General features: G+C 72.4%; 20 protein-coding genes and 1 rRNA gene. 4 read left to right on the top strand and 17 right to left on the bottom strand.

What is annotated here, in order from left to right:
• Positions 1 to 14: 14 nt before the first annotated feature.
• A complete protein-coding gene (locus ACWCPW_RS43395; protein WP_449767133.1) occupies positions 15 to 572 on the top strand; it encodes a hypothetical protein in 558 nt (185 codons plus the stop codon).
• A 104-nt stretch (positions 573 to 676) separates the two neighbouring features.
• On the opposite strand, the gene ACWCPW_RS43390 is transcribed toward ACWCPW_RS43395, so the two are convergent.
• The 7 genes from ACWCPW_RS43390 to ACWCPW_RS43360 all read right to left on the bottom strand — a co-directional run bounded on the left by ACWCPW_RS43390 (position 677) and on the right by ACWCPW_RS43360 (position 9,603).
• Complete coding sequence (locus ACWCPW_RS43390) at positions 677 to 2,290, bottom strand: FAD-dependent oxidoreductase (protein ID WP_449767132.1); 1,614 nt, start codon at positions 2,288 to 2,290, stop codon at positions 677 to 679.
• A 217-nt stretch (positions 2,291 to 2,507) separates the two neighbouring features.
• On the bottom strand, positions 2,508 to 3,518 hold the full coding sequence (locus ACWCPW_RS43385) for a LacI family DNA-binding transcriptional regulator (protein WP_449767169.1): 1,011 nt from the start codon (positions 3,516 to 3,518) through the stop codon (positions 2,508 to 2,510).
• A gap of 147 nt (positions 3,519 to 3,665) precedes the next feature.
• Positions 3,666 to 5,117, bottom strand: coding sequence for an enolase C-terminal domain-like protein (locus tag ACWCPW_RS43380; protein ID WP_449767131.1), 1,452 nt, complete (start codon positions 5,115 to 5,117; stop codon positions 3,666 to 3,668).
• Positions 5,114 to 6,166, bottom strand: coding sequence for an NAD-dependent epimerase/dehydratase family protein (locus ACWCPW_RS43375; protein WP_449767130.1), 1,053 nt, complete (start codon positions 6,164 to 6,166; stop codon positions 5,114 to 5,116). Before ACWCPW_RS43375 ends, ACWCPW_RS43380 begins: the two co-directional genes overlap by 4 nt.
• Positions 6,167 to 6,207: 41 nt before the next feature.
• Positions 6,208 to 7,062, bottom strand: coding sequence for a carbohydrate ABC transporter permease (locus ACWCPW_RS43370; protein WP_449767129.1), 855 nt, complete (start codon positions 7,060 to 7,062; stop codon positions 6,208 to 6,210).
• A gap of 20 nt (positions 7,063 to 7,082) precedes the next feature.
• Positions 7,083 to 8,036, bottom strand: coding sequence for a carbohydrate ABC transporter permease (locus tag ACWCPW_RS43365; RefSeq protein ID WP_449767128.1), 954 nt, complete (start codon positions 8,034 to 8,036; stop codon positions 7,083 to 7,085).
• A gap of 154 nt (positions 8,037 to 8,190) precedes the next feature.
• Positions 8,191 to 9,603 (bottom strand): ABC transporter substrate-binding protein, encoded by a 1,413-nt coding sequence (locus tag ACWCPW_RS43360; RefSeq protein ID WP_449767127.1) that lies wholly within the window; start codon positions 9,601 to 9,603, stop codon positions 8,191 to 8,193.
• Positions 9,604 to 9,866: 263 nt separating this feature from the next.
• Here ACWCPW_RS43360 and ACWCPW_RS43355 point away from each other — a divergent pair, with 263 nt between their 5' ends.
• Positions 9,867 to 12,269, top strand: coding sequence for a hypothetical protein (locus ACWCPW_RS43355; RefSeq protein ID WP_449767126.1), 2,403 nt, complete (start codon positions 9,867 to 9,869; stop codon positions 12,267 to 12,269).
• Between the two features lie 267 nt (positions 12,270 to 12,536).
• On the opposite strand, the gene ACWCPW_RS43350 is transcribed toward ACWCPW_RS43355, so the two are convergent.
• From ACWCPW_RS43350 to ACWCPW_RS43325, 6 genes are all read right to left on the bottom strand, one after another.
• Positions 12,537 to 13,037 (bottom strand): hypothetical protein, encoded by a 501-nt coding sequence (locus ACWCPW_RS43350; protein ID WP_449767125.1) that lies wholly within the window; start codon positions 13,035 to 13,037, stop codon positions 12,537 to 12,539.
• A 390-nt stretch (positions 13,038 to 13,427) separates the two neighbouring features.
• Positions 13,428 to 15,161, bottom strand: a complete 1,734-nt coding sequence (recN, locus tag ACWCPW_RS43345) for a DNA repair protein RecN (RefSeq protein WP_449767168.1) — start codon at positions 15,159 to 15,161, stop codon at positions 13,428 to 13,430.
• Between the two features lie 134 nt (positions 15,162 to 15,295).
• Positions 15,296 to 16,183 carry an NAD kinase gene (locus ACWCPW_RS43340; protein WP_449767124.1) on the bottom strand — a complete coding sequence of 296 codons (888 nt, stop codon included), beginning with the start codon at positions 16,181 to 16,183 and terminating at the stop codon, positions 15,296 to 15,298.
• Between the two features lie 73 nt (positions 16,184 to 16,256).
• Complete coding sequence (locus tag ACWCPW_RS43335; protein WP_449767167.1) at positions 16,257 to 17,060, bottom strand: TlyA family RNA methyltransferase; 804 nt, start codon at positions 17,058 to 17,060, stop codon at positions 16,257 to 16,259.
• A 102-nt stretch (positions 17,061 to 17,162) separates the two neighbouring features.
• Entirely contained in the window at positions 17,163 to 17,423 is a 261-nt protein-coding gene (locus ACWCPW_RS43330) for a hypothetical protein (RefSeq protein ID WP_449767123.1), read from the bottom strand.
• A complete protein-coding gene (locus ACWCPW_RS43325; RefSeq protein WP_449767122.1) occupies positions 17,420 to 18,010 on the bottom strand; it encodes a hypothetical protein in 591 nt (196 codons plus the stop codon). The genes ACWCPW_RS43330 and ACWCPW_RS43325 overlap by 4 nt, the downstream gene beginning before the upstream one ends.
• A 390-nt stretch (positions 18,011 to 18,400) precedes the next feature.
• Here ACWCPW_RS43325 and ACWCPW_RS43320 point away from each other — a divergent pair, with 390 nt between their 5' ends.
• Positions 18,401 to 18,742, top strand: a complete 342-nt coding sequence (locus ACWCPW_RS43320) for an alkyl sulfatase C-terminal domain-containing protein (protein ID WP_395873758.1) — start codon at positions 18,401 to 18,403, stop codon at positions 18,740 to 18,742.
• A gap of 29 nt (positions 18,743 to 18,771) precedes the next feature.
• Here ACWCPW_RS43320 and ACWCPW_RS43315 read toward each other — a convergent pair whose 3' ends face one another.
• A complete protein-coding gene (locus ACWCPW_RS43315; protein ID WP_449767121.1) occupies positions 18,772 to 19,776 on the bottom strand; it encodes an HAD-IIA family hydrolase in 1,005 nt (334 codons plus the stop codon).
• Between the two features lie 95 nt (positions 19,777 to 19,871).
• On the bottom strand, positions 19,872 to 20,345 hold the full coding sequence (locus ACWCPW_RS43310; protein WP_449767120.1) for a tetratricopeptide repeat protein: 474 nt from the start codon (positions 20,343 to 20,345) through the stop codon (positions 19,872 to 19,874).
• Between the two features lie 103 nt (positions 20,346 to 20,448).
• Between ACWCPW_RS43310 and ACWCPW_RS43305 the strand changes: the two genes are divergently transcribed.
• Positions 20,449 to 21,708 (top strand): DUF1015 family protein, encoded by a 1,260-nt coding sequence (locus ACWCPW_RS43305; RefSeq protein WP_449767119.1) that lies wholly within the window; start codon positions 20,449 to 20,451, stop codon positions 21,706 to 21,708.
• 472 nt (positions 21,709 to 22,180) lie between these two features.
• Here the strand turns inward: ACWCPW_RS43305 and ACWCPW_RS43300 are convergent, their stop codons facing one another.
• Positions 22,181 to 23,065, bottom strand: coding sequence for a hypothetical protein (locus ACWCPW_RS43300; RefSeq protein ID WP_449767166.1), 885 nt, complete (start codon positions 23,063 to 23,065; stop codon positions 22,181 to 22,183).
• Positions 23,066 to 25,157: 2,092 nt separating this feature from the next.
• A 5S ribosomal RNA gene (gene rrf / locus ACWCPW_RS43295) occupies positions 25,158 to 25,244 on the bottom strand; the annotation flags it as partial.

Genomic DNA, 25,244 nt, shown 5'->3' with positions numbered 1-25,244 from the left:
CGACGGGAGCGTCGATGCGCGCGGAGGACGTGGCCGCGGTGGTGGTCGCGGTGGTGGTGCCCGTACTGACCGCAACCGTCGGGGCCTTCGCGGTCGCCTGGCAGGACCGCCAGGCGAGCAGGTCGCAAACCGGCCGTCGGCAGCGGGCGTTCGAGGACGCGACCCGACAGGTCGACTTCGCGGTCCTGTGGTGGGACGCGCGCCAACGCCTGCCCGGCAGCCAGGAGGAGTTGGCCGGCGCGAGTCGCGTCGCCCAACGATGGCTCGACCAGGCGGGCGCGCTGGTGGTCGCCGCCGGACCCGGCACCGTCGACCCACCACGTCGGTTGTCCCCCACCCGGCTGCTGCTGCTCTACCCGTTCCGATACACGGCGGCCAAGTTCCTCCGTGCGGGCTTCCTCGCGATGCTCGGCGTCATGGCCCTCACCAGCGTCGGTGTGCTGAGCGTGGCCCTGTCCACCGGTACCGGAGCGGACTTCGGCTGGTCGTTGACGTGGCTGCTGCTCTTCGCCCTGATCGCGCTGTCCCTGCGCTTCTGGGCCGTCTCGGCGGATGCCGTCCGCCAACCCTGAACCTCGACGAGTCCCGAGCCCGACCAGCCGCCCGTTCGACACTCACCCCACAAGGCCGCCCCGCCGACGCTCGCGCGGCGAAGCGGCCCTCGGGTCGGCGTGGTTCAGTACCCGGCCGGCGCCGGCCAGTGGCGCTCCACCCCGATCGCGTCCAGTTCGGCCGCGAACTCGGCGAACAGCGACGGGTCTTCGCGCACCGCGTGCGGTTCGACGCCCCGCGTCAGGCAATAGGCGGCGAGTCGGCCGACCACCTCGCCCACGTTCCACTCCACCGGGTGCAGCCGGTAGCAGCCGTTGGAGATGTGCGTCGTGCCGATGTTCTTGGCCGCCGGCAGCAGGTTGCGCATCCGGATCGGCAGCAGTGCGCCGAGCGGGATCTCGAACGGCACGCTGGCCACGTCGATGTAGTTGTCGCCGCCGGTCGAGGGATGCAGGTCGATCCGGTAGGCGCCCACGCCCACCGAGTCCGGGAAGTGGTGGATGCCGTGCGTGCCCAGGATGTCCCGCGAGACGTGGTGTTCGGTCACCGTGGTGACCGCGCGGATGCGCCGCGACTCGCGCACGTAGGCGGACTTGGCCAGCCCGTCGGCGGTGCCGACCACATCGTGCCGCAGCCGCAGTCCGGGATACCCGGTGCCTCCGTCCGGCCGGGGCGCCTCGGTCTGGAGCCAGTACAGCACCGACAGGGACAGTTGCTTGGCCTCGCGGTGCGCGGCGGCGGCCTCGTCCGCGCCGACCTCGATGATCGGCCGCAGCCAGTAGTCGTTCAGCGGCCAGTTCACCAGCGTGATGTCCGAGTCGACCGCGCCGGGCTCGAACAGACCCTTGGCCAGGATCCGCCGGAACAACCACAGGTCGTCGCCACCGGCGTTGGCGCTCTGGTCGGCGTGCACCGCGAGCGGGTCCCCGGTCGGGCGCGGGTCGAAGGTACGCGCCTCGGGTTCGAGCGTGCGCGGGTCCGGCGCCAGGAGGCCGAGCAGTGGTCCGGGCCAGAAGTCCGGCCGGTACGACCGCCAGAACCCGTAGTCGGCGGGCTTGTCGATCACGTGGTTCTCGCCCTCGTGGTACGACACCGCGAAGCAGTAGGTGATGCCCTGCATGTTCAACGGCTCGTACCGCTCGGGCGCGTTCGGCTCGCCGTGCTCGTCCCGGGACTCGGCGCCGGTCACGTACTCCGCCTTGGCCAGCGGAAGCAGCTCACCGGTCTCGGTCGCGTCCAGGACGTACGTCGCGCTGATCGTGTGCGACTCCTCGGTACGCACGCCCCACAGGGTGACCGCGCGCACCCGATCGCCGTCCGCGAACACCTCGGCGGGCACGTGCTCCAGGAGTATTCGCAGCCGTCCGGACGCCAGGTGCGGCGCGAGCAGCGCCTGCAACACGGCCAGCGCGGCGCGCGGCTCGTGGCACAGCTTGCTCACGTATCCGGCGCCGGGGTTGAGCTCGCGACGCTGCCGGGCCGCGCCGGTCAGCGGGTACCAGGTTCGGTAGTGGTCGCGGATCGCGGTACGCAACTCGCGGTAGCTCGCCGGTGCGCCGTAGCTCTCGATCCACGGATGCTCGTCCGGCGGCACCGCCTGCGCGGTGAGCTGTCCGCCGATCCAGTCGGTCTCCTCCGTGAGTACGACCGTCCGGCCCGCGCGGCACGCGGCCAGCGCGGCGGCGACTCCGCCGAGCCCACCGCCGACGATGAGAATCTCGGTGCTGATTTCGGACATGGTGAAGCCTTCCGTGAACGGTGCGAATGGAACGCGCTGCGGAATCGCGCGGGAACGAGGTGGTGGAGACGAAGCGGAGCCGAGCGGGACGCGGCGAAGCCGGGCAACACGCGAAGCCGACCGGCCGCAAAACGGCATGCCCGCAGGGCCGTTCGCCCCGCGACGACGTGCCGGCCCGGCGGGGCACAAGCTCACCGACCCGCCGCTCAGGCCGGACTCAGCGCGCCGGCCCCGCCGTCTGCCCCGGTACCGGTGCGCAGCTCATCAACTGGTGTCTGGCCAGGCTCGGATCGCCCGCGATCAGGCCGGTGAGCAGGCGGACCGCCGCCGCGCCCATCTCCCGTCTGGGTACCGAGAACCCGGACAGGAACGCCGGTCCGGGGACCGCGTGTTCGGGTGCGCCCAGGGTGGCCAGCGACAGGTCCTCGGGAAAGCGGTAGCCGGCGGCCGAGGCCGCCTCCAGCACCGCGCGATGCGCGGCGTCGGTGTCGGTCGCCTCGGTGACGATCGCGGTGACGCCCTGCTCGTACCAGCCCCGCAGCCGGTCGGTGGTCAGGTCCGAACCGTCGGTGCGCACCACGCCGGCCCGCTCGACCGGGAGTCCGCATTCGGCCATGCCGCGACGGAACCCGGCCTCGCGGTCGACCGCGCTGATCGCGTCGTCGAGTTCGCGCACGTACAGGATCTTGTGGTGCCCCAGCTCGGCCAGGTGACGTACGACCTCCGCCGTCGCCGTCACGTAGTCCGCGCCGACGTACGGCAGCCGGTCGCCGAAGTCGTCGTGCCGGCCCAGGTAGACCACCGGCAGGTCGGTGGCCAGGAGCCGGTCCATCTCCCGGATCGGCAGGTGCCGGCCCATGAACAGGCAACCGTCGGCCAGCCGGACCCGGTTGAGCACCTCGGCGTGCGGCCGCTCGCCGGTGACGCTGGAGGCGATGAACATCAGCAGGTCGTAGCCCTGTGCGGCGGACTCCTGCTCGATGCCGACCAGGAACGGATGGTAGGCGTGCGACATCTCGGTGGGGAAGGTCGCGGTGAACGTGTACAGGCCCAGCAGGTTGTTCTGGCCGGCCGCGAGCCGCTTCGCTATCGGGTCCGGCACGTAGCCGAGTTGCTCGGCGGCGGCCATCACCTTGCGCCTGGTCTCGTCGGCGATCCCGACCGCCGCCGAACCGCCGCTGAGGATCAGGGACACCGTCGGCTGTGAGACGCCGGCCAAGCGGGCGATATCCGCCTGACGGGGCCGGTTCGCGCGTGAACCAGCCGGCCGTCCGGGCCCGCCGATCGGCTTCATGTACTCCTCCAAATGCCTGACAACGAGTTCCTAATGCGCATCAGATCAATCGATCCAGTATATCCAGTCACGGTGCGTGATTCAGGGTGCTTCCAGCCCGCCGTCGGGTCGGCGCACCCGGGCCGCCCACCGCTCGTGCAGGTGGGTGCGCGGCGGGTACTTCGCCGCCGCCTCGTCCAGGTCGATGCCCCATCCGGGCCGGTCCGAGGGCGTGAGGTAGCCGTCCACGGTGCGCAGCGTGCCGGGAAACACCTCGTGCACCCGCTCGGGGTAGACGTGTTGCTCCTGGATGCCGAAGGCGGGACTGGTCACATCGAGCGTGACGTTGACCGCCGCGCCGATCGGCGAGACGTCCGGCGGCCCGTGCCACGCGGTCCGCACCCCGGTCAGCTCGCACAGCGTGGCCAGCTTGCGGGCCGGGGTCAGCCCGCCCACCGCCGACACGTGCACGCGCAGGTAGTCGACGCCGCCGGAGGTGATCAGGCGCGTGGCGTCGGTCATCGAGGTCAGCAACTCGCCGGAGGCGATCGGCATCGGCGCGGCGGCGCGCACCTCGGGCAGCCGATCGAAGTGCTCCGGCGCCAGCGGGTCCTCGAGGAAGAAAAGCCGGTACGGCTCCAGCGAACGGGCCAGCCCCACCGCCTCCTTCGGGGTGAGCCGGTTGTGCGCGTCGTGCAGCAGCCCGAGTTCGTCGCCGAGCACCTCGCGGGCCCGCTCGAACAGGCGCGGCGCGGTGCGCAGGTAGTGGCCCACGTCCCAGCCGTCCGGATACGGCGCGCCCGGGTAGCCGCCCGGCGTGCCGTCGGCGCCGTAGGTACCAAGACCCGGGCCACCGGTCTGCAACCGCACGTACCGGTAGCCCTGTTCGGCCAACGCGGCCACCCGCTCGATCGACTCCTCGATGCCGCCGCCGCGAGCCCCGGTGTACACCGCGGCACCGCCGCGCACCCGGCCGCCGAGCAGTTCGTACACCGGTACGCCCAGCCGTTTGCCGGCGATGTCCCACAGCGCCTGGTCGATCCCGGACAGCGCGTTGTTGTGCACCGGGCCGCCGCGCCAATAGGAGGAGTAGTGCAGCAGCCGGAAGATGTCCTCGATGTCGGCCGGGTGCCGACCGATCACCATCGGCGCGAGGTGTTCCTCGACGGCCGAGACCACCGCGTGGAAGCGCTGGGTGAAGGTGGCGCAGCCGAGGCCGTACAACCCCGGCTCGGAGGTGTCGACCCGCACCACGACGAGCGGCACCCCGCCGGGCGCGGTCACGATCGCCCGCACCGACGTGATCCGCAACGCGTCCCGAGCGGCCCACGGCGCCTGCGTCTCGGCCATGACCGCGAGAGCCGCCGGGTCGGGCGCGCGAACGCCGGGCACCCGAGTGCCCGCCGGATGAGTGTGAGGCCCCTGAGCGCCGGCCACGTGCGCCCCGCGCGTCGCCGCCGGGTCCACCCGATCGGTCGATCGCGTCTTTGTCCCGGGCTCCGACTCCGACGCCTTCTCGGTCTCCGGCTCGGGCTCGGTCTCCGACTTGCTCATGACGTTTGCTCCTGTGGGTCCGAGGGCCGATCAGCGTGCCGAGCCCCACCCGAGTCCGGCTGCCGCGCGGACGAATCGTCCTGGGGATCGGCGGGGTCGAGCCCGTCCGCGAGCCGATACGGGTATCGGGCGCTGAAGCCGAGGAGCCGCCGGGCGGGCGCCAGGTCGATCGGGACCGACCGCTCGGGAAACGTCGCGCGGCAGGGCACATCCGGCAGGTGGGCGGCGACGAGGTCGCGCGTGGGTGTCGCCGAAAGCGTGTCCGGCGCCGCCACGAACAGCACCGGTGCGCCGGTCACGCCCGACGCGGTCAGGCCGAGCACGCACGCCCGGGCGGCGTCCCGCAGGTCGAGGTAACTCCACACCTCCGCCGCACCGCTCGCCGGGTCCCGGGCCAACCGGGCGGCGTGCCCGGCGAGTCGGTCGCGATCACCGAGGAACGGCAGGCGCAACGCCACCGCCGTCATGCCGTGCCGGCGACGCATCATCGCCGCGGTGGCCTCGTCGACCTGCTTGGACAGCGCGTACGGGTCCTCGACGCACAGCGGCAACTCCGTGTCGAAGGGCAGGTACGCCGGCTGCGGCCGGGGCGTGGAGCGGGCGAACGGCAGGCCGGTGACGGACAGGCTGCTCGCCAACACCGCGCGGCGCACCCCCGCCCGGCCGGCCTCGTTCAGCACCACGAAGGTGGCCTGCGTATTCGTACCGAACACCACCTCGGGGGCGGCCACTTCGGGCGAGGCCAGCGCGGCCAGGTGGATCACCGCGTCGACCCCGTCGAGCGCATCCGCCACGGCCACCGGATCCCGGGCATCGCCGACCACCACCCGGTCGGCCCGCAACTCCCCGGCACCCCCGGCGTCCTCGGCGACCAACGCGGTCACCGGCACGCCCCGATCGGCCAACTCCGCCAACACAGCGGTCCCCAGCCGCCCCGCGGCACCGGTGACCAGAACCCGCGCCATCCACACGTCGGGCTCGGGTACGTCCGACCCGCGCGGCGCGGGCCCGACCACGCCGCTCCCCCGCACACCGCTTCCGTGCGCCATCGGCTCGTGTACTCCGCGCCCGCGCGTTCCGCGCTCCCCGCTCACTTGAGCCCCGTGAACGCGATGCCGCGCACGATCTGCCGCTGGAAGACCAGGAAGACCACGACCGGCGGGATGATCGTGATCAGCATTCCCGCGATCAGCAGACTCTGGTCCGAGGTGTCCGCGAGGCGCGGGAGCGCCACCGCCAGCGGCTGCTTGTCCGTGTCGGTGATGGCGATCATCGGCCAGAGGAAGTCCTTCCAGGCGTTCATCACCGCGAGCAGCGACACCACGGCCAGGATCGGCCGGGACATGGGCAGCACGATACGGGTGAGGACCCGCCACGGACCGGCACCGTCCAGGCGCGCCGCCTCCAGGAGTTCCCGAGGGATGCCGTCGAAGAACTGCTTCATCAGCAGCACGTTGAACGCGTGCGCGCCGGCCGGCAGCCACACCGCCATCGGCGTGTTGGCGATCGACCCGCCGGTCAGCGGCAGGTCCTGGATGGTCAGGTAGAGCGAGACCATCGACACCGTGCCCGGCAGGAACAGCGTGGCCAGCACCGCGGCGTAGACGTACTTGCCGTAGAACGGCCGCAGGATGGACAGCGCATAGGCCCCGGTGACCGCGACGAACAATTGCACGAACCACGAACCACCCACCAGCACAACGGTGTTCGTCAGATAGCGGCCCAGGTCCAGGCTCGTCCACGCGGTCGAGATGTTCGACCAGTGCGCCTCCTCGGGCCACAGCGCCAGCGGGTGCCGCAACGACTCCTGGGTGGAGGAGATCGAGCCCTTGAACACCCAGTAGACGGGGCCCGCGCCCTCGATCACCAGCGCGGCGATCAACAGCAGTTGCGTGGCGCCCAGGCCGAACCGGGTGAGGGGGCGACGGCGTTCCGTCTCGGACATCACGCCCCTGGTACCGGTACTCATTTCGTCCCCCACGTGCGGGTGAGCCGCAGATAGATCGCCGACAACACCGCGAGCACCGCGGCCAGGCTCACGCTCAGCGCGGCGGCGCTGCCGTAGTCGCCGCTGACGAACGCGTACCGGTAGATGAGCAGCAGCACGGTGACCGTGGAGTCCTCCGGGCCGCCGTCGGTGAGGACGAACGGCTCGGTGAACACCTGGAAGGTGTTGATCACCTGGAGCAGCATCATGATCAACAGGACCGAGCGCATGTGCGGCAGCGTGACGTGCCACAACCGGCGCCGGACCGAGGCCCCGTCCAGTTCCGCGGCCTCGTACAACTCGGTCGGCACACTCGCGAGCGCGGCCAGATAGATCAGTACCGCGCCACCCGCACCCGCCCAGGTCGCCTCCACCACCAGGCTCGTCATCGCGGTGTCGGCGGATTGCAACCACGGGTACGGGCCCAGTCCGACCTTGCCGAGCACCTCGTTGAACAGCCCCGAGTCCGGGTCGTAGAACCACTTCCACATCAGCACCGCCACCACCGGCGGCACCGCCACCGGCAGGTAGACCAGCACCCGCATCAGCCCGGCGCCGCGGCGCAGTTCGGACATCAGCACGGCCAGGAACAGCGGCAGCGGGAAGCCGATCAGCAGCGCCAGGCCGGTGAACACCAGGGTGTTCCACACCGCCTTGCCGAGCAGCGGATCCTCCAGCAGGGTCCGGTAGTTCCGCAGGCCGACCCAGCTCGCCGGGTCGACCAGGTTGGTCTGCTGGAAGCTGAGCACCAGGCTGCGGATGATCGGCCACCACGAGAACAGACCGAACACCAGCACGGTCGGCAGCAGGAACAACACCGCCGCGACGTGCCGGGATCCGCCGCGCCACCGGGTCGCCTCGGGCAGGCCCTTGCCCGAGGGCACCCGCGCCACGGCCGGCGGGCTCTCCCGGGAAATGGTCGGCGTACTCACAGCCCGCCCCCGTCGCGATCCCGGTGCGACCCCACGTCCCCGTCGCGATCCCGGTACATCCCGGAGCCGACCGACCCCCCGCCGCCGGCACGCGTCCGCACGATTGCGGGTCGACCCGACGCACCCCCTCGGCGCGCCCCGGTCTCGCCCCCGATCACTGCGCCTGCGCCTTCTCGAAGGCCGGCCCGAGCCGGTCGCCGGCCTTCGCCAACTCCGCACGCGGGTCCGCGTCCTTGCGGGTCAACACGGCCTGCACCACGGTGTCCAACGCCCCGTACAGATCCTGCGCGGCGACCGGCGGCTCCACCCGGTAGTCCAGCTTGCCCACGCCGGTGACGTAGGGCACGAAGTTCGCGGTCGGGATGTTGGTGTGCTTGTTGATCGCGGCGTTGACCGGGTCGGCCACGGCGGCCGAATAGAACGGCAGCGTGGGCAGGCCGACCGCGAGCTTGTCCGCGGCCTGGGCGAGCGCGAGCTCCTCGGCCGCGGCCGGGTCGTACGTCGGCTTGAGGTAGAAATAGTCGATCCACTTCACCGCCGCGGCCCGCTGGGCCGGCGTGGCCTTGGCGCTGACCACGGCCATCAGGCCGCCGAGCAGGGTGGCCTTGCCGCCGTTCTGCTGCGGGAGCGCGGCCATGCCGAAGTCGGCGGGCTTGCCGGAGTACTGGGTGATGTAGCGCTGGTAGCTGTTGACCGTGCTGATCATCATGCCGATCTTGCCCGCGGCGAAGTCGCGTTCGGCGTCCTGCTGGGTGCGCAGGTGGTTGTTGCCCATCGAGTCGTCCTGCCAGCGCATCGCGGACAGTTGCCCGAGCGCGTTCTCGGCCGGGCCGTCGAGCAGGGACGGCACGTACTTGTCGCCGACCTTCTTCTCCATCGAGCCGCCGTAGGCGTAGGTCATCGCGGTGAGGATCCAGCCGCCGGTGTTCTTGACGGTCATCTGGGTGTAGCCGGTGGCGCCGGTGTCGGAGATCTTCTTGGCGGCGCCGCGCACCTCGTCCCAGGTCGCGGGCGGCTTGTCCGGGTCCAGACCGGCCTTGGTGAACAGGTCGCGGTTGTAGACCAGGCCGAGCGCGTACTCGGTGACCGGCAGCCCGTAGACCTTGCCGTCCGCGGCGGTGGCCGGGGCCAGCGCGCGCGGGTCCAGGTCGCCCGAGTGCGGCAGGCTCTTGACCTCGGTGCTCAGGTCGGTGATCTGCTTGCGCGCGATCAGAGCGGGCGGTTCGGTCAGGGGCACGGTCAGCACCGTCTCGGCGCTGCCGCCGGCCAGGCGGGCCGCGAACGTGCGCGCGTCCCACTGGGTGTCGGTCGGCTTGAGCTTGATGTTCGGGTTGGCCTTCTCGAACGCGGCGACCGCGTCCAGGAATTGTTGCCGCGTCTTCGGGGCCGTGGTGGCGGGCATGCCCGCGACGGTGATCGTGGTCTTGCCGGAGGAGCCGGCGCCGTCGGACGTGCCGGACGAACAACCGGCGGTGCCGGCGACGAGGGCGAGCGCGAGCGCCCCGGCCCCCGCCACCGCCCGACGGCGACGGCGTCGATGCGTGCTGACCGGGACTGACTCGGCCACGGGTACCTCCCTGGATCCTGGTGCTGCGGGCCGGACGTTGCTCCGCAGGGATGCCGCTTTGGACGCGGAGGCGTCGGGCTGCGATGAGGTCGTATCTAATTCGCATTAGGAGAGGGTGTCAAGAGGGTTGCCGACACGTTGCGCGGCCCGGCGAATCAGACATACGACGACCTTGACTCGTGTCGAGGATCGGAGTACACATTCGCTCTAATCCGCATTAGGTCAACTCCTTGGCAACCCTGTCGCTCGGGAAAGGGATCCTCATGTCCACCCACCACGCACCCGACGACCACCACAGCGCCGACGGCGACCTGCGCCGACGCGGCTTCCTCGCCGGGGCGGTCGCGGTCGGTGTGGCCGGCACGGTGCTGCCGGGAACCGCGTTCGCGGCCGAGCAGGCGGCCCCGGTGACCGTGTCCGCGCCGGGCATCAGCCTCACCGCCGGCGCCGACGGCCACGTCTCGGTCCGCGACGGCGGCGGTGTCGAACGGGTCCGCCTGACCGGATTCATGGCCAAGGACTCCGTCGTCGGCATCCAGCGGAGCACCGGCGGCACACCGTCGTTGATCACGCTCGCCGACGGCAGACCCGCGATCCGGGTCGAGTACACGCTGCCCGCCGCCGCGAACGGGATCACCGTCCGGGGCGTTTTCGACGTCACCGCGCACCGGGCGCACCTGCGCTGGGAGGTGGGCGGCTCGACCACACTGACCCCGGCCGGCTTCATGTTCGGGCGCACCGTACTCTCGCCCACCGCACCGGAGGCCTTCGTCGCGCTGACCACGTGGAACCGGGACGCGGGCGGCGGCATCCCGTACGAGACCAACGCCGGCGTGGTCTACCAGGAGACCTGGGCCGACACGAAGGCGTACTTCCGGCTCGCCGGCACCACCCCGGCCTGGACCAACGCCACCTGGATCCACGCGCCCGGCACCGCGAGCGGCGGCGGCGCGGTGACCGAGGCCGACCTGGTGCTCGGCACGATGCGACCCGCCGCTGCCGGCACCACCGGATCGGCCCGGCCGCTCGGTGTCGAGGTGTGGACCGACCAGCCGTTCTCGCTGTGGGATCAGGGCGGTGTGCCGATGCCGCTGCACGCGGAGGTCGCCAACGGCGGCACCACCGACAAGGCGGTGCGACTGTCCTGGTGGGCGCGCGACTTCGACGGCCGGATCCTGGGCAGCGGCGCGGTCACCGACACCGTCGCGGCGGGCGCCACCTGGGCGCGGACGTTCACCGTCACCTCGCCGCCGCACGGCATCGTGTTCACCGAGGTCAGCGCGACCTCCGGAACGGAAGAGGCGTTCGCCCGGACCAACCTCTCGGTGCTGCCCTCGTTCACCTACCAGGCGGGCGCCGACAGCATGTTCGGCATCGCCAACTATCCGTGGCTGCTCGAGCCGAACGCCCCGGCCGTGCTGGGCCTGATGCGGCGGCTCGGCATCAATCGGGTGCGCATCTCCTACGACGGCGGCCCCGGCCTGCCGCCGGCCACGCTCGACGCGGCCGGCTTCGCGCACAACATCGAACTGGCCGGCATCCCGCTCGGCGGCACCACCGCCCAGGTCGCCGCGTGGGCGGACACCAACACCGCCAAGGCGATCGGCGCGAACGCCGACTGGTTCGAGGTGGCCAACGAGATCAACAAGCCGTGGATGAGCGGCCAGACCGCGTCCGCCTACGTCCGCGACGGGCTGCACCCGGTACGGGACCGACTGACCGCGGCCGGGGCACGGACCAAGGTGATGAACGCGGGCCTGGCCGGGATGGACTACGTCTGGACCAAGAACTTCCGCGACGCGGGCGGCTGGAACCTGATCGACGGCTTCGCCTTCCACCCCGGCCGCGGCAACTTCACCCCCGACTACGCGCCGGCGCCGGCCGACTGGACGATGGGCGACCACGGCACGTACTGGAACTTCCTCGGCGGCCTGCGCAAGGCCCGCGAGGTGATCGCCGAGTACGGCGACAAGGAGCTGTGGCTGACCGAGGCGTACGCGTGCACCAAGCCGAACAGTTGGTGGCACGACACCTACCGGCACGCCGCGGAGAACGTGCTGCTGACCCTGGCGCTGGCCAAGGCCGAGGGGGTGCGCTGCGTGAACTGGTACCAGTTGCACGACAGTGTGCTGGGCAAACCGCAACTGGCCGACCCGGTGAACTCCGAGTACCACTACGGGCTGATGCACCGCGACCTCGGGGCCAAGCCGTCCGCACTGGCCTACGCCACGGCGGCCCGGGTGCTGGATCGGGCCACGTTCGTCCGCCGGTTGGACCTGGCCGACCCGGATCTCAGGGGGCTGCTGTTCGCCTCGCCCGACGGCCCGATCTCGATCCTGTGGAGCCGCAAGGACGGGTACGTGCTCAACCCCGACCACCCGGCGGACTCGGGGTGGTTCGCCGCGCCCGAGCCGTGGGTGGACGGGTGGCGGACGAAGACGACGCTGCTGGTGGCGGCGGCTTCGGGAGCTTCACCGGCAGCGGCCGGGCGGCGGGGGCGAGGGCATCGCGGCGGCGGGCGCGACGCGGCGGCGACGGTCCGCGAGCTGGACTGCATCGGGCGCGAGCGCCGGTTGACGCCGGTGCGCGGGCGCGTGGAGCTTCGGTTGGACGGCGCGCCTCGGATCTACTACGGGCTCACCGACACGCCGGACGCGCCGTGTTGATCCGGGCCGACGGATCCGCCGGACACCCGGCCGGTACGGGCTGACGGCACGTCGGACAGGGCGGGCGGGATCGGGCGTGCCGAACCGGACGTACCGGGCGAGGCGTACCGGGCGAGGCGTACCGGGCGAGGCCTACCGGGCGAGGCCTACCGGGCGAGGCCTACCGGGCGAGGCGGCGAAGGCGGCGCGGTGACCCGGCGGGCGGCCTCGTGGGGGTGGAGTGGGGCGGCGGCGGACTCGGTGCCGCCGCCCCGGTCTCGTGGTGGATCAGTTGTAGGTCAAGGGCGGGCTGAGCGGCGTACGGGTGACGCAGTACCAGCTCGGCCACGACGACGGGAACAGCACCCGCAGACTCCAGTTGCTCGGCGACGGCGGTGTGCCGGTGAGCACGGCGTTCAGCGGTTGGCCGGGCGAGATGGTGCCGCTGATCTTCGGGATCGCGCCGAGGTTGAGCACGGGAGCGCCGGCCGCGTACGGCGGATTGATCGTCCCGTCGTAGACCACGCCGCCACCGGGGCCGTTGAAGAGCACGGTGGTGTTGATCGAGTTCCCGGGGAAGCCGACCGGGACCGGCCGGGCGATGCTCACCTTCAGCACACCGCCGCCGGTGGAGTACGTCACCTTGGCGGTGAACGTTCCGCCCCTGGTGTCCACGCAGTTGTAGGGGGACGTCGACGGGCCGCCCGCGGAGGCGGTACCGGCGAACGTGGTCACGGCGGCGAGCGCGCCGGCGGTGGCGAGCGCGGCGATCCTTGCGCGCTTGGACATACCTGTCTCCTGGGTTTCTGGGCTGGACCCGAACCGTGCGGAGGAGCAGAAGTACACCGGGTGCGACCACACCCGTCACGCGCGCCCAGTAGACCAACCCGCGTCCCGAACGGACAACCCGGCCCGGAGCGATGTCTCGAATTGGCAAGTGGACGGGGGCGGGCCGGATCATCCAGGGCCGACCGGCCGCACCAAGCCCCTCGCCGCCCCCAAACCCCGACCTCCGCACCGAACACAACAGGCGGAGCGGGTGCGCGCACTACTCGAGCCAATCAACGGTGCAACCGCGACGCGACGGGTGGGCCGGGTGGGCGCAACCAGCGCGATCATCACCCACGCAACCCACCCGCCACCGCGGCGAACCCGCCCGAGCCGCCTCACCCACCAGGGTCAGGTGACCTCGAGCTTGGCCCCCGCGGCCGTGGCCAGGAGTTCCTCCGCGTGGGCTCGGCCGAGTTCGGAGTCCTCCAGGCCGGCCAACATGCGGGAGAGCTCCCGAACTCGGGCCGGGTCGTCGAGGGTGACCACTCCGGAACGCGTGACCGTGCCGTCGCTGGACTTTTCCACCACCAGGTGGCGGTCGGCGAAGGCGGCCACCTGGGGCAGGTGGGTCACCACGATCACCTGGGCGACCCGCGCCAGCCGGGCCAGGCGGCGGCCCACCTCGACCGCGGCCTTGCCGCCGACACCCTGGTCGACCTCGTCGAAGACGAACGTGGGGACCGGGTCGGCGCCGGCGAAGACCACCTCGACCGCGAGCATCACCCGGGAGAGCTCACCACCGGAGGCCCCCTTGGCCAGCGGTCGCGGTGGCGCTCCCGGGTGCGGGGACAGTTGCAGTTCGACCTCGTCGACACCCGCCTGGCCGTACGCCAGGACCCGGTCGCCGACCGGCAGCCCGTCCGGGTCGTCCACTCCGGAGATGGCCACCCCGACCCGTGCGTACGGCATCGCCAGCGCGGCCAACTCGCCGGTCACCGCCGCCGCGAAGCGTTCCGCCGCGGCGTGCCGGGCCGCCGACACCTCGGTCGCCAGCGCCGCCAACTCGGCCCGCAGCGCGTCCCGTTCGGCGGTCAGCTCCTCGGTGCGGTCGTCGTCGCCGTCCAACTCGGCCAGCCGCGTGGCCGAGCGCTCGGCCCAGGCCAGCACCTCGTCGATCGACTCGCCGTACTTGCGGGTCAGCGCCGACAGCGCCGCCCGCCGCTCCTCCGCCGCCGCGAGCCGGACCGGGTCCGCGTCCACGCCGGCCGCGTAGGAGGCGAGCTCGGTTGCCACATCGGACACCAGGTAGCCGACCTCGCCGAGCCGATCCGCCAACGCCGCCAACGCCGGGTCGTGCGCGCGTACCGCCTCCACCGCCCGCTGCGCGGCGCCCAGCAGGGTCGAGGCGTCCACCGCGTCCGTACCGGTCTCCGGATCGCCCAACAGCGCCTCGTGCGCCGTGGTCGCCGCGGTGCGCAGCGCGTCCGCGTGGCCCAGCCGCGACGTCTCCGCGGCCAGTTCCGCGTCCTCGCCCGGCTGCGGCACGACCTGTTCGATCTCGGTCAGGCCGAACCGCAACAGGTCGGCCTCCTGCGCGCGTTCGCGCGCCCGGGTGGTGATCTCGGCGAGTTCCGCGCTCACCTCGCGCAGCCGCCGATAGACCCCGCCGTACGCCTTCAACGGCACCGACACGGCCTCCCCGGCGTACCGGTCGAGCGCGCCGCGCTGCCGGGCCGGGCGCAGCAGCCGCTGCTGGTCGGTCTGACCGTGGACCGCGATCAGGTCGTCGGCCAGGTCGGTCAACAACCCGACCGGCGCGGACCGCCCGCCCACATGCGCGCGCGAGCGGCCCTCGGCCGAGACGGTCCGCGCCAGCAGCAGCTCGTCGTCGTCCAGCTCGGCGCCCGCCTCGATCGCCCGACGCCCCGCCGGCGAGTCCGCCGGCACGCTGAGCCGACCCTCCACCAGGGCCTTCCCCGTCCCGTTGCGCACCAGCCCGGCATCGGCCCGCCCACCGAACAGCAAGCCGAGCCCGGTCACCACCATCGTCTTGCCGGCGCCGGTCTCGCCCGTGACCACGGTGAAGCCCGGCGCGAGCTCGACTACGGCGTCTTCGATGACACCCAGACCCTGTATCCGCATCTCTTCGAGCACGGGACGACACTACGAGGTCGTGGGGACTCCACGCGAAGAACGCAGTTCAACGGCGTGTGTTCAACACACGAACAGACCGCCGTATCGACGATCCGGCCCGGCAGCGGCCCGGGAGACGCGGCTCACTTGCGCCCACGCCACCCCTTGACCGGCAACGCGAACTTGGCCACGAGCCGATCCGTGAACGGCGCCCGATGCAACCGCGCCAACCGCACCGGCTGGGTCCCGCGACGCACCTCCACCCGCGCCCCGGCGGGCAACTGCACCGTGCGCCGGCCGTCGCACCACAGCGCGCCGGGCGGCGTCTCCGGCGCGAGCTCGAGCGCCAGCACCGAATTCGGCGAGACCACCACCGGGCGCGCGAACAGCGCGTGCGCGCTGATCGGCACCATGATCAGCGCCTCCACCTCGGGCCACACGATCGGCCCGCCACCGGAGAAGGCGTACGCGGTCGACCCGGTCGGCGTCGCGCACACCACCCCGTCGCAGCCCCACCGGGACAGCGGCCGGCCGTCCACCTCGGCGACCAGTTCCAGCATGCGCTCGCGCGAGGCCTTCTCGATCGCGGCCTCGTTCAGCGCCCAGTTGGTGTGCACGGTCTCGCCGTTGACCCGCACCACCACGTCGAGCGTCATGCGCTCCTCGACGTCGTAGTCACGCGCCACGACCCGCTCCACCACGTCGTTGAGGTCCTCGCGCTCGGCCTCCGCCAGGAACCCGACCCGGCCCAGGTTGACCCCGAGCATCGGCACCGCCGCCTCACGCACCAACTCCGCGCCGCGCAGCAGCGTGCCGTCGCCGCCGAGCACGATGGCCAGCTCGCAGCCCTTGGCCGCGTCCGGCTCCACCGACACCACGACCGCGCCCGGCAGCGCCAGGTCGTCCGCCTCGTTCTCGAGCACCCGTACGCCCAGGCCCGCCGCGATCAACCGCTCCACCACCAGCCGTGCGCTGCGCAACGCCGCAGGTCGGCCGGTGTGCGTCACCACCAGTACCGTGCGATCGCTCATGCCCGTATCCCCTCGTCCGCATCGAACCGACCGCAGCCGTACCCGTACGCCGTGACGCTACCGTGCGCGCCGCTCACCGAGGCCCCTCGGCGACCGCCCGATCGACGTCCGCCGGGTCCAGCTCCGGCGCACCGGCCCGCATCCACAGGAAGTACTCGACGTTGCCCGACGGCCCCGGCAGTGGCGACGCGGTCACCCCGAGCACCCCCAGCCCCGCCTTCGCGGCCTGCTCCGCGACCGTACGCACTGCCTCGGCCCGCAGGGCCGGATCGCGCACCACCCCGCCCGCGCCGAGCCGCTCGCGCCCGACCTCGAACTGCGGCTTGACCATCATGACCAGATCCGCGTCCGGCGCGGAACAGCGCACCAGCGCGGGCAGCACCAGCCCGAGCGAGATGAAGGACAGGTCACCCACCACCAGATCGGCCGCCGGCCCCACCTGATCCGGCGTCAGCTCACGCACGTTGGTCCGATCCCGTACCGTCACCCGATCGTCGCTGCGCAGCACCCAGGCCAGTTGCCCGTACCCCACGTCCACCGCGACCACATGCGCCGCGCCCGCGCGCAACAGCACGTCGGTGAAGCCGCCGGTGGAGGCACCCGCGTCGATGCAGCGCCGCCCCTCGACGGTGAGGCCCAGCGGGGTGAACGCGGCCAGCGCGCCCGCGAGTTTGTGTCCGCCGCGCGAGACGTAGTCCGGATCGCCCTCGTCGGCGGCGACCACCACGGCCGCCCCCGCGTCGACCTGGGTGGCCGCCTTGGTCGCGGCCTGGCCGCCCACCGTCACCCGCCCGGCCGCGATCAGTTCGCTCGCGTGGTCCCGGGAGCGAGCGAGTCCCCTGCGCACCAGCTCGGCGTCGAGCCTGCGTCGTGCCACCGGTCGTGCCTGCCGTTCCTTGGTTGTGCCGAAGTCGTCGACGAGGACCGCCGTTCCCGCGCCCGACACGCGTGGGTCCCTCGCCCGGATCGGGATCGGGACCTACCGGTCCAGGTCCGCCAGGGTGTCCCGCAGCCCTCGGTGCACATCCTCGTACACCGACCCGTGCGCCTCGGTGGGCAGGTCACCCACACGGCTCAGGGTGGCGAGTACGGCGTCCACGTGCGCATCACCGGTGGGCGCGGGCGGCTCGACGTCGAGCGGCCCGATCGCGGCCGGCCCCGAGGGCGCGACGAGCCCGACCACGCCGGACCCGTCACCGCCCGCGCCGGGCCCCACGCCCGCGTCCGCGCCCACGCTCACGACTGCTCGTCCGCGCCGGCGGCCGGCTCGGCGGGCTTGCGGATGGCCTTCTTGGCCGGCGTCGCCTTCTTCGTCGCGGCGGTGCCGTTCGTCTTGCGCGCGGGCTTGCGCGGCCCGGCCACCGGAGCCGACGCGGGCGCGTTCGCGGACGTCTTGCGCGCCGCGGCCTTCTTCGCCGCCGCGGGCTTCGCGGCGGCGGGCTCGGCGACCGGCGCGGTCGGCGAAGCGGTGGCGCGGGCCGCGGCCGGCGCGCTCGGACCCGCCGCCGGACGGGCCGTCCGCGGCGTGGACGCGCGCGCCAGGCGGTGCTCCAGGTCGGTCACCCGGCTCTTCAGCCGAGCGATCTCCTCCTCCGCCTTGATCAGATCCTTGGTCCACGGCTTCGACCGGGACAGCGCCTTGTCCACCTCGCCGCGCACGACGCCCACGAGCAGGTCCCGGTTCGCCTTGCCCGTCTCGTACAGCTCCTCGGCGACCTGCTGCACATACTGCGGCAACGCCTGGGCCTGATCCGGCACCTGCTCCAGGTCCAGGCCGCTGCGCTCGACGAGGGCCTTGGCCACCTCGGTGACACGCTGCCGGGTCATCTCGGTCAAGCCACTGGCGATCTGAAGGTAACTGCGAACGACATCTCGCATAAGCGGCGCCTGCCTTCCTGCTCCGGCCGCCGTATGCGTGCCTGTGCGGCGATACGAACGGCGATGATCGGTCTGCTCCGACGCTACCCTCTCGACCGGCGCGGGACCGGAAGCAACGACATGCGGGCCGCGCCGAGAACGACGGAGAAGGACGGACGGGGCCGGAGACAGGGCAGGAAAGAAGGAGAACGACACGGCGCCGACCCGGGAACGGCCGCCGACGACGACCGAGGAGAAGACGGAAGACGCGCCGACCGCACCCGGCGACCCGGCCCCGCATCGGCCGACCCCCGGTGGGGTACGGTCGCCAACCGGATCCCACGGAAGGAACGCCTTCGCATGGCCACCGTCGAAGAGTGCCGCAAGGCCCTCGAGGAACTGTCCGCCAAGATGGGCCGAGCGGAGGGTGAAACCCGCAAGGCCACCCAGCTCGACCGCAGCCTCAGTTGCCGCGTCACCGATCTCGACGTCACCTTCTCCGGCCGCCTGCGCGACGGCGCGCTGCACGACATCGACACCGAGCCGCGCACCGACAAGGCACAGATCCGGCTGAGCCTGACCGGCGACGACCTGATCGCGCTGGTCGCCGGCGAGCTCAATTTCGGTGCCGCGTGGGCCAAGGGCCGGGTCAAGCTGGACGCCTCGTTCAAGGACCTGCTGGTCCTGCGCAAACTGCTCTGACCCGGCCCGCCCACCTCGGGTCGCGCCCGCTACCAGCCCTGACGCGACGCGACGCCGGCCGTGTCCACCGGCGCGCGTACCGCCCAAGCCGCGGCGCACGCCGCCCGCAGCCCGTCGATCCGCTCACCCGCGCCCTCGACCGCCAACGCGCCGTCGACCACCCGCGCCGACCAACCGCCGCACACCCACGCGTCACCGTCCGGCCGAGCCGTCACCGGCGCGGCCAACAACGCCCGCAGATCCTCGGCCACGAACGTCGGCCGTCGGCCCTCGCCCGCCGCCAGCAGCGCGTCCGGCGTGGTGACCCCGGTGAGCACCAACAGGCTGTCCACGCCCCCCTTGCACGCACCCTCGATGTCGGTGTCCAGCCGGTCGCCCACCACCAGCGGCCGGCGCGCGCCGGTACGCAGGATCGTCTCCCGGTGCAGCGGCAACTCGGGCTTGCCCGCGACCACCGGCTCGACCCCCGTCGCCGCCCGCACCACGCCCACCAGCGCGCCGTTGCCCGGCGCGATGCCGCGCTCGGTGGGAATGGTCAGGTCCGCGTTCGAGGCCACCCAGAACACCCCGCGCGCCACCGCGTACGACGCCTCGGTCAGCGCCTGCCACCCCACGTCGGACGCGAACCCCTGAACCACCGCGGCGGGCTCCTCGTCCGCCGACCGCACCGGCCGCAGCCCGTGCTCGCGCAACGCCACCTCCAGCCCCGCGCCCCCGACCACGAGCACCGCCGCACCCTCGGGCACCCGCTCCGCGACCACCCGCGCGGCGGCCTGCGCCGAGGTCACCACGTCCTCGGGCTGCGCCGGGATGCCCAGCTCGACCAGATGCTCGGCCACCGTCTCGGGCGGCCGGGACGCGTTGTTCGTGACGAACGCCAGCCCCATCCCCCGCCGCCGCGCCTCGGCCAGCACCTCCACGGCGTGCGGAACGGCCCGCGCGCCGGTGTACACGACACCGTCCAGGTCGAGCAGCGCGACGTCGTACGCCCGCGCCAACTCCCCCGCCGCCGCGGCCTCGTCCGGAGCGTTCACCGCCGATGCCGATGCCGATGCCGACTCCGTCGCGGATGCCGAAGTCGTTGCCGAGGTCGAAGTCGTTGCCGAGGTCGCTGCCGAGGTCTGCTTGCTCACGCGTCGTCGCTCCTGTCGTCCATGTCCCCACCGTCCTTGCCGATCGTCCCGTACGCACCGGCCCTCGCGCGCAACGTGGCCCGCGCCTGGACCAGCGCCGTCCGGTAGTGCTCGGTCTCCGGCCGCATCGCCACCGCGAGCGCCAAGTGCTCCACCGCGGTCTCGAAATCGCCGAGCCGCGACGCGGACAGTCCCCACCCGAACTGCGCGTAGTCGTCCGCCGGATCCGACTCGGCCACCGCGCGAAAGTGCCGCAGCGCCTCGTCGTGTCTGCCCGAGTCGAACCAGGCCCGCGCCAGCGCCTCCCGCACACTGCGCGACTCCGGCGCCGCGTCCGCGGCCCGCGCCAGCAACTGCGCGGCGGCGGCCGGATTACCCGACGCGAGCAACTGCGTGCCACGCCGATACCAGTCGTACACGTCTCCCGTGGGCACACCGTTCACCCCGCCGGCTCCCTGAGCCATCGCCATGATGCCCTCCCGCAACTCGACCATCCGCCGGCCGGCGAAATCCGGCGGCCGGTGACATCGGATGTCCTGATCTTGCCCGGGCTCGGGCCCGTAACATTCGGCCATGGACCACGCAGTGCCGAACGGGCTCGATCTGGCCCCTTTCCGCGGGCTTCGCTACGACCCGGAACACGTCGGGGACGTCGCCTCGGTGACCTCTCCGCCGTACGACGTGGTCGAGCCCGGCGGCGTACCCGCGCTGGAGGACGCCGATCCGCACAACATCGTGCGCCTGGTCCTCCCGCGCAGCGCGGAACAGGCGGGCACCACATTGCGCACCTGGCTGGCCGAGGGCGTGTTGCGCCCGGACCCGCTGCCCACGCTGTACGTATACGAACAGCGCGACCACAACTCCATCCAACGCGGTCTGATCGGCGCCCTCTCGCTCGACTCCGCGGTCCTGCCGCACGAGGACGTGATGGCCGGCCCGGTGGCGGACCGGGCCGCGCTGATGATCGAGTTGTCGGCCAACCCCGAGCCGATCCTGCTGGTGTACACCGGCGGCGGGCGCGCCTCGGACATCGTGGAACAGACCACCCACCAGTCGCCCCTGGTCGGCCTGCGCACGCCGGACGGCATACGACACCGACTGTGGGGGGTGACCGATCGACACGCGCTCGCCGCGATCCGCGAGGACCTCGCGCATCGCAAAGCGCTGATCGCCGACGGCCACCACCGCTGGGCGGCCTACGCCAGGATGCGCGACCGCGCGCACGCGGACGGCCGCGGCGACGGCCCCTGGGATCGCGGCCTGGTGCTGCTCGTGGACACCGTCCGGCACCCGCTGCGGGTCGGCGCGATCCACCGCGTCCTGCCCAAACTGCGCCCGGCCGACGCGCTGAACGCCCTGGCCACCTACGGCGACGCGGGCGCCGGCGCGTTCCTGGCCCGCCCCCTCGACGGCACCCTGCCCGCCGCCCTGTGGGCACTGGACCAGGCCACCGGCCCGGCCTTCCTGCTCGCCGGCGACCGCCGCTTCCACCTGCTCACCGGCCCCGACCCGGACCTGCTCGACATCGCGATCCGCGCCGACCGCCCGCACACGTGGCGCTGCCTGGACGCCACCGTGCTGCACGCGGCCCTGCTCGACCACGTCTGGCACGTCCCCGACAACTGGGACAACATCACCTACGTCCACGACGCCACCGCCGCCGTACGCCAGGCCAACCACACCGGCGGCACAGCGATCCTGCTCCGCCCCACCGACGAGCGGGTGGTCAGGACACTGGCAGAACAAGACGTACGCATGCCCCGCAAGTCGACATCATTCGGCCCGAAACCGGCCACCGGCCTGGTACTACGAACCCTGGACCTGGACGAGTAGCACCGGGATCGACACCGACTCCCAGCCGACACCGAGCCGCGGCCGGCCCGCATCACAGGGCAGGGCACGGCCGACCCCGGCCACAGGTAGGCGGAGCCGGGGCCGAATCGGGCCGGGTCACAGTCGAGAGCGGGAGCAGCCGGAGCCGGGTCGAGACCGGGGCCGGGTCACGCGCAGGCCGGGTCACGGTCGGAGCCGGGGCCGAGTCACAGGCGGGCCGGGTCACGGTCGGGCCGGGTCGCGGTCGGAGCCGGGGCCGGGTCGCGACCGGGACCGGGACGCGGCCGACGCCGGGTCGCGGCGCCAGACCAGGCCACCCCGGTGCCCCTGAACCCCATCCTCCGCACCAAAGGCAACGGGTGGAGCGGGTGGGTACACAACCCAACCCAACCAACGCGCAACGGCGGCCACGCCCCAAACGCAAGGAGGGCCCGACACATATGTGCCAGGCCCTCCTCACGTCCCCGCCGAATCAGTCCTTCTCGGCCGCCGACTCGTCATCCACAACCACGACCGAGTCCGCCGCATCGCCAACCTCAGCCTCGGCCGCCTCGACCGCAACCTCGGCCTCGACGTCGGCAACCTCGTCCTCGTCCTCATCGTCGAAGTCGTCGGAGTCGTCGGAGCCGTCGGAATCGACGAAACCGTCGAGCGCGTCCTCGTCGTCCTCCGCGTCCGGGTCGAGCGCGTCGGTGAAGTCCAGGCCGTCGAGTTCGGCGACCCGCTCGGCCGCACCCGTCTCGCCCGTGGTGTCCGCCTCGGCGGCCCGGCCGAACCAGTCGCGCGCCTCGTCGTCCCGGCCCACCGCCGCCAACGCGTCGGCGTACGCGAATCGCAGTCGCGCCACCCACGGATTCGTCGACGCCGAGTTCAGCTCCGGCACCTGCAGCGTGACCACGGCCGCGTCGAGCTGGTCCAGGTCGCGACGCGCGCCGGCGGCGACGATCCGCAGCTCGATCTGCGCGGCCTTGTCCAGCTCCTTGACCTCGTCCGCGCCGGCCATCTGCAACGCCCGCTCGGGACGACCCAGCCCGCGCTCGCAGTCGGCCATCACGGCCCAGTGCTCGCTCGAACCGGTCATCCGCCGCGCCGCACGCAGCTCGGACAGCGCCTCCGCGTACGCACCCGCCATGTACGCGGCGATCCCCGCCGCCTCCCGCACCGCGGCAACGCGCGACGCGAGCCGCAGCGCGACCTTGGCGTACTTGTAGGCCAGCTCCGGGTCCTCGTCGACCGTACGACCGATCATCACCAGGTTGCGCGCGACCTCGTCAGCGAGGGTCTTGGGCAGCCCGCGCAGCTCCTGGCGCGCCTCCGCACCGAGCTCCTCGGCCTGCACGTCCTCCGGGATGTACATCCGCTCGACCGGCACGTAACCCGGCTCGTCCCGACGATCGAACGACGGCCGCGACCCACCACGATCGTCCCGATTCCCATACGACGGACGGCTGTTCCCGCGGTCCCGGTCCCCATGGGAGGGTCGGCCACCACGGTCGTCCCGGCTGAACGAGGAACGCGACCCACCACGATCCCCGCGGTCGCCATACGACGGCCGCGAACCACGGTCGTCCCGAGCGGGCCGGTCCGAACGCTCCGGCCGATCCGACCGGAACGGCGGACGCGACGAAGCACCACGGTCGTCCCGAGCAGGCCGGTCCGAACGCTCGGGCCGGTCCGACCGGTACGGCGGACGCGAACCGCCACCGGAACGGTCGTCACGGTTGAACGAGGGACGCGCCGAGCCGGAACGGTCGTCACGATTGAACGAAGGACGCGACCCACCGCGCTCGTCCCGCCCACCACTCGCCGGACGACCCGAACCCCGGTCGTCCCGACGCGGCGCCGGACGACGCTCGTGGAACGGCTGCCGCGCACCGGGCTGACCGTTGTAGGTCGGCCGGCTGCTGGCGCCGTCCTTGTAGTCGCGGTCCCCGAACTCCCGCTCGTCCCGAGCTGACCGGTCCGAACGCTCCGGACGGTCCGACCGGAACGGCGGACGCGAACCGCCCCCACCGCCGCGCTCGTCCCGGTTGAACGGAGGACGCGACCCACCGCGGTCGTCCCGGTTGAACGAAGGACGCGACGAACCACCACGGTCGTCCCGAGACGGCCGGTCCGAACGCTCCGGCCGATCCGACCGGAACGGCAGACGCCCACCGGCGCCACCCCGGTCGCCACGATCATCACGATCGAACGACGGACGCGACCCAGCGCGGTCGTCCCGGGCGGGCCGGTCCGAACGGTAAGGCGGACGCGACCCGCCACCGGAACGGTCGTCCCGGTTGAACGGGGGACGACGATCCCCGCCACGCTCCTCACGGAACCCCGGCCGATCGTCCCGACCGGCCGGAGGCCGACGGTCGTCACGGTTGAACGAGGGACGCGAGCCACCCCGGTCGTCACGATTGCCGTACGACGGGCGACTGCCACCACGGTCGTCACGGTTGTAGGGCGGACGCGAACCACCGTCGCGGTCGTCACGGCTCGGCCGCGCGATCGCGTGGTCGCCACGAGCCCCGTAAGAGGTACGCGACTGACCGCGGTCACGCTCGGGAGCATCCGCCCGGAAGGGCGGACGCGAGCCACCACGGTCGTCGCGGCCAGGGCGGTCGTCCCGAGCGGGCCGCTCGGAACGCTCGGGCCGATCCGAACGGTACGGCGGACGCGACCCGCCGCCGGAACGGTCGTCACGGTTGAACGGGGGACGCGAAGCACCACCACGGTCGTCACGACCGCCGGACTGCGGCCGACCGGCACCACGGTCGTCACGGTTGAACGGAGGACGCGAGCCACCCCGGTCGTCACGATTGCCGTACGACGGGCGACTGCCACCACGGTCGTCACGGTTGCCGAACGAAGGACGCGAACCACCGCGGTCGTCCCGAGCAGGCCGATCCGAACGCTCGGGCCGGTCCGAACGGTACGGCGGGCGCGAGGCCCCACCGGAACGGTCGTCACGGTTGAACGGGGGACGCGAAGCACCACCACGGTCGTCACGACCGCCGGACTGGGGACGCCCACCGGACTGCGGCCGACCGGCGCCCGCGCCACGGTTGCCACCACGGTCGTCACGGTTGAACGGAGGACGCGAACCGCCACGGTCGTCACGGCCACCCTGGTCACGACCACCGGAAGCCGGACGGCCACCGCGATCGTCACGGTTGAACGGCCGGCGATCACCGCCGCCACCGCCCCCCGAGTACTGCGATCCACTGGGACGGCGACTCGGCCGTCCCTCGGAGGGGGGATTGGACATGGGATTTGCTCCTCGTGATCGTCGTACGGGTACGCAGTCGCCTGTGGCGCGACCACCATTGTCCCGTATGACGAACGAAGTCGGCGCACCCGATGGTGGCCCTGAGCCCCTGTGGACAGGAGTCGCCACGGTAAATAGAACTGGATAAAAAAATAAGGGGCCCCACCGGGGTGGGGCCCCTTACTCACGTTGATTCCGGCGGCGTCCTACTCTCCCACACCCCTTCGAGTGCAGTACCATCGGCGCTGGAGAGCTTAGCTTCCGGGTTCGGAATGAGACC

This window comes from Embleya sp. NPDC001921 (genome assembly GCF_053594475.1).
The sequence above is the reverse complement of the archived record's forward strand: the minus strand, read 5'-3'. Positions and strand labels throughout refer to the sequence as shown.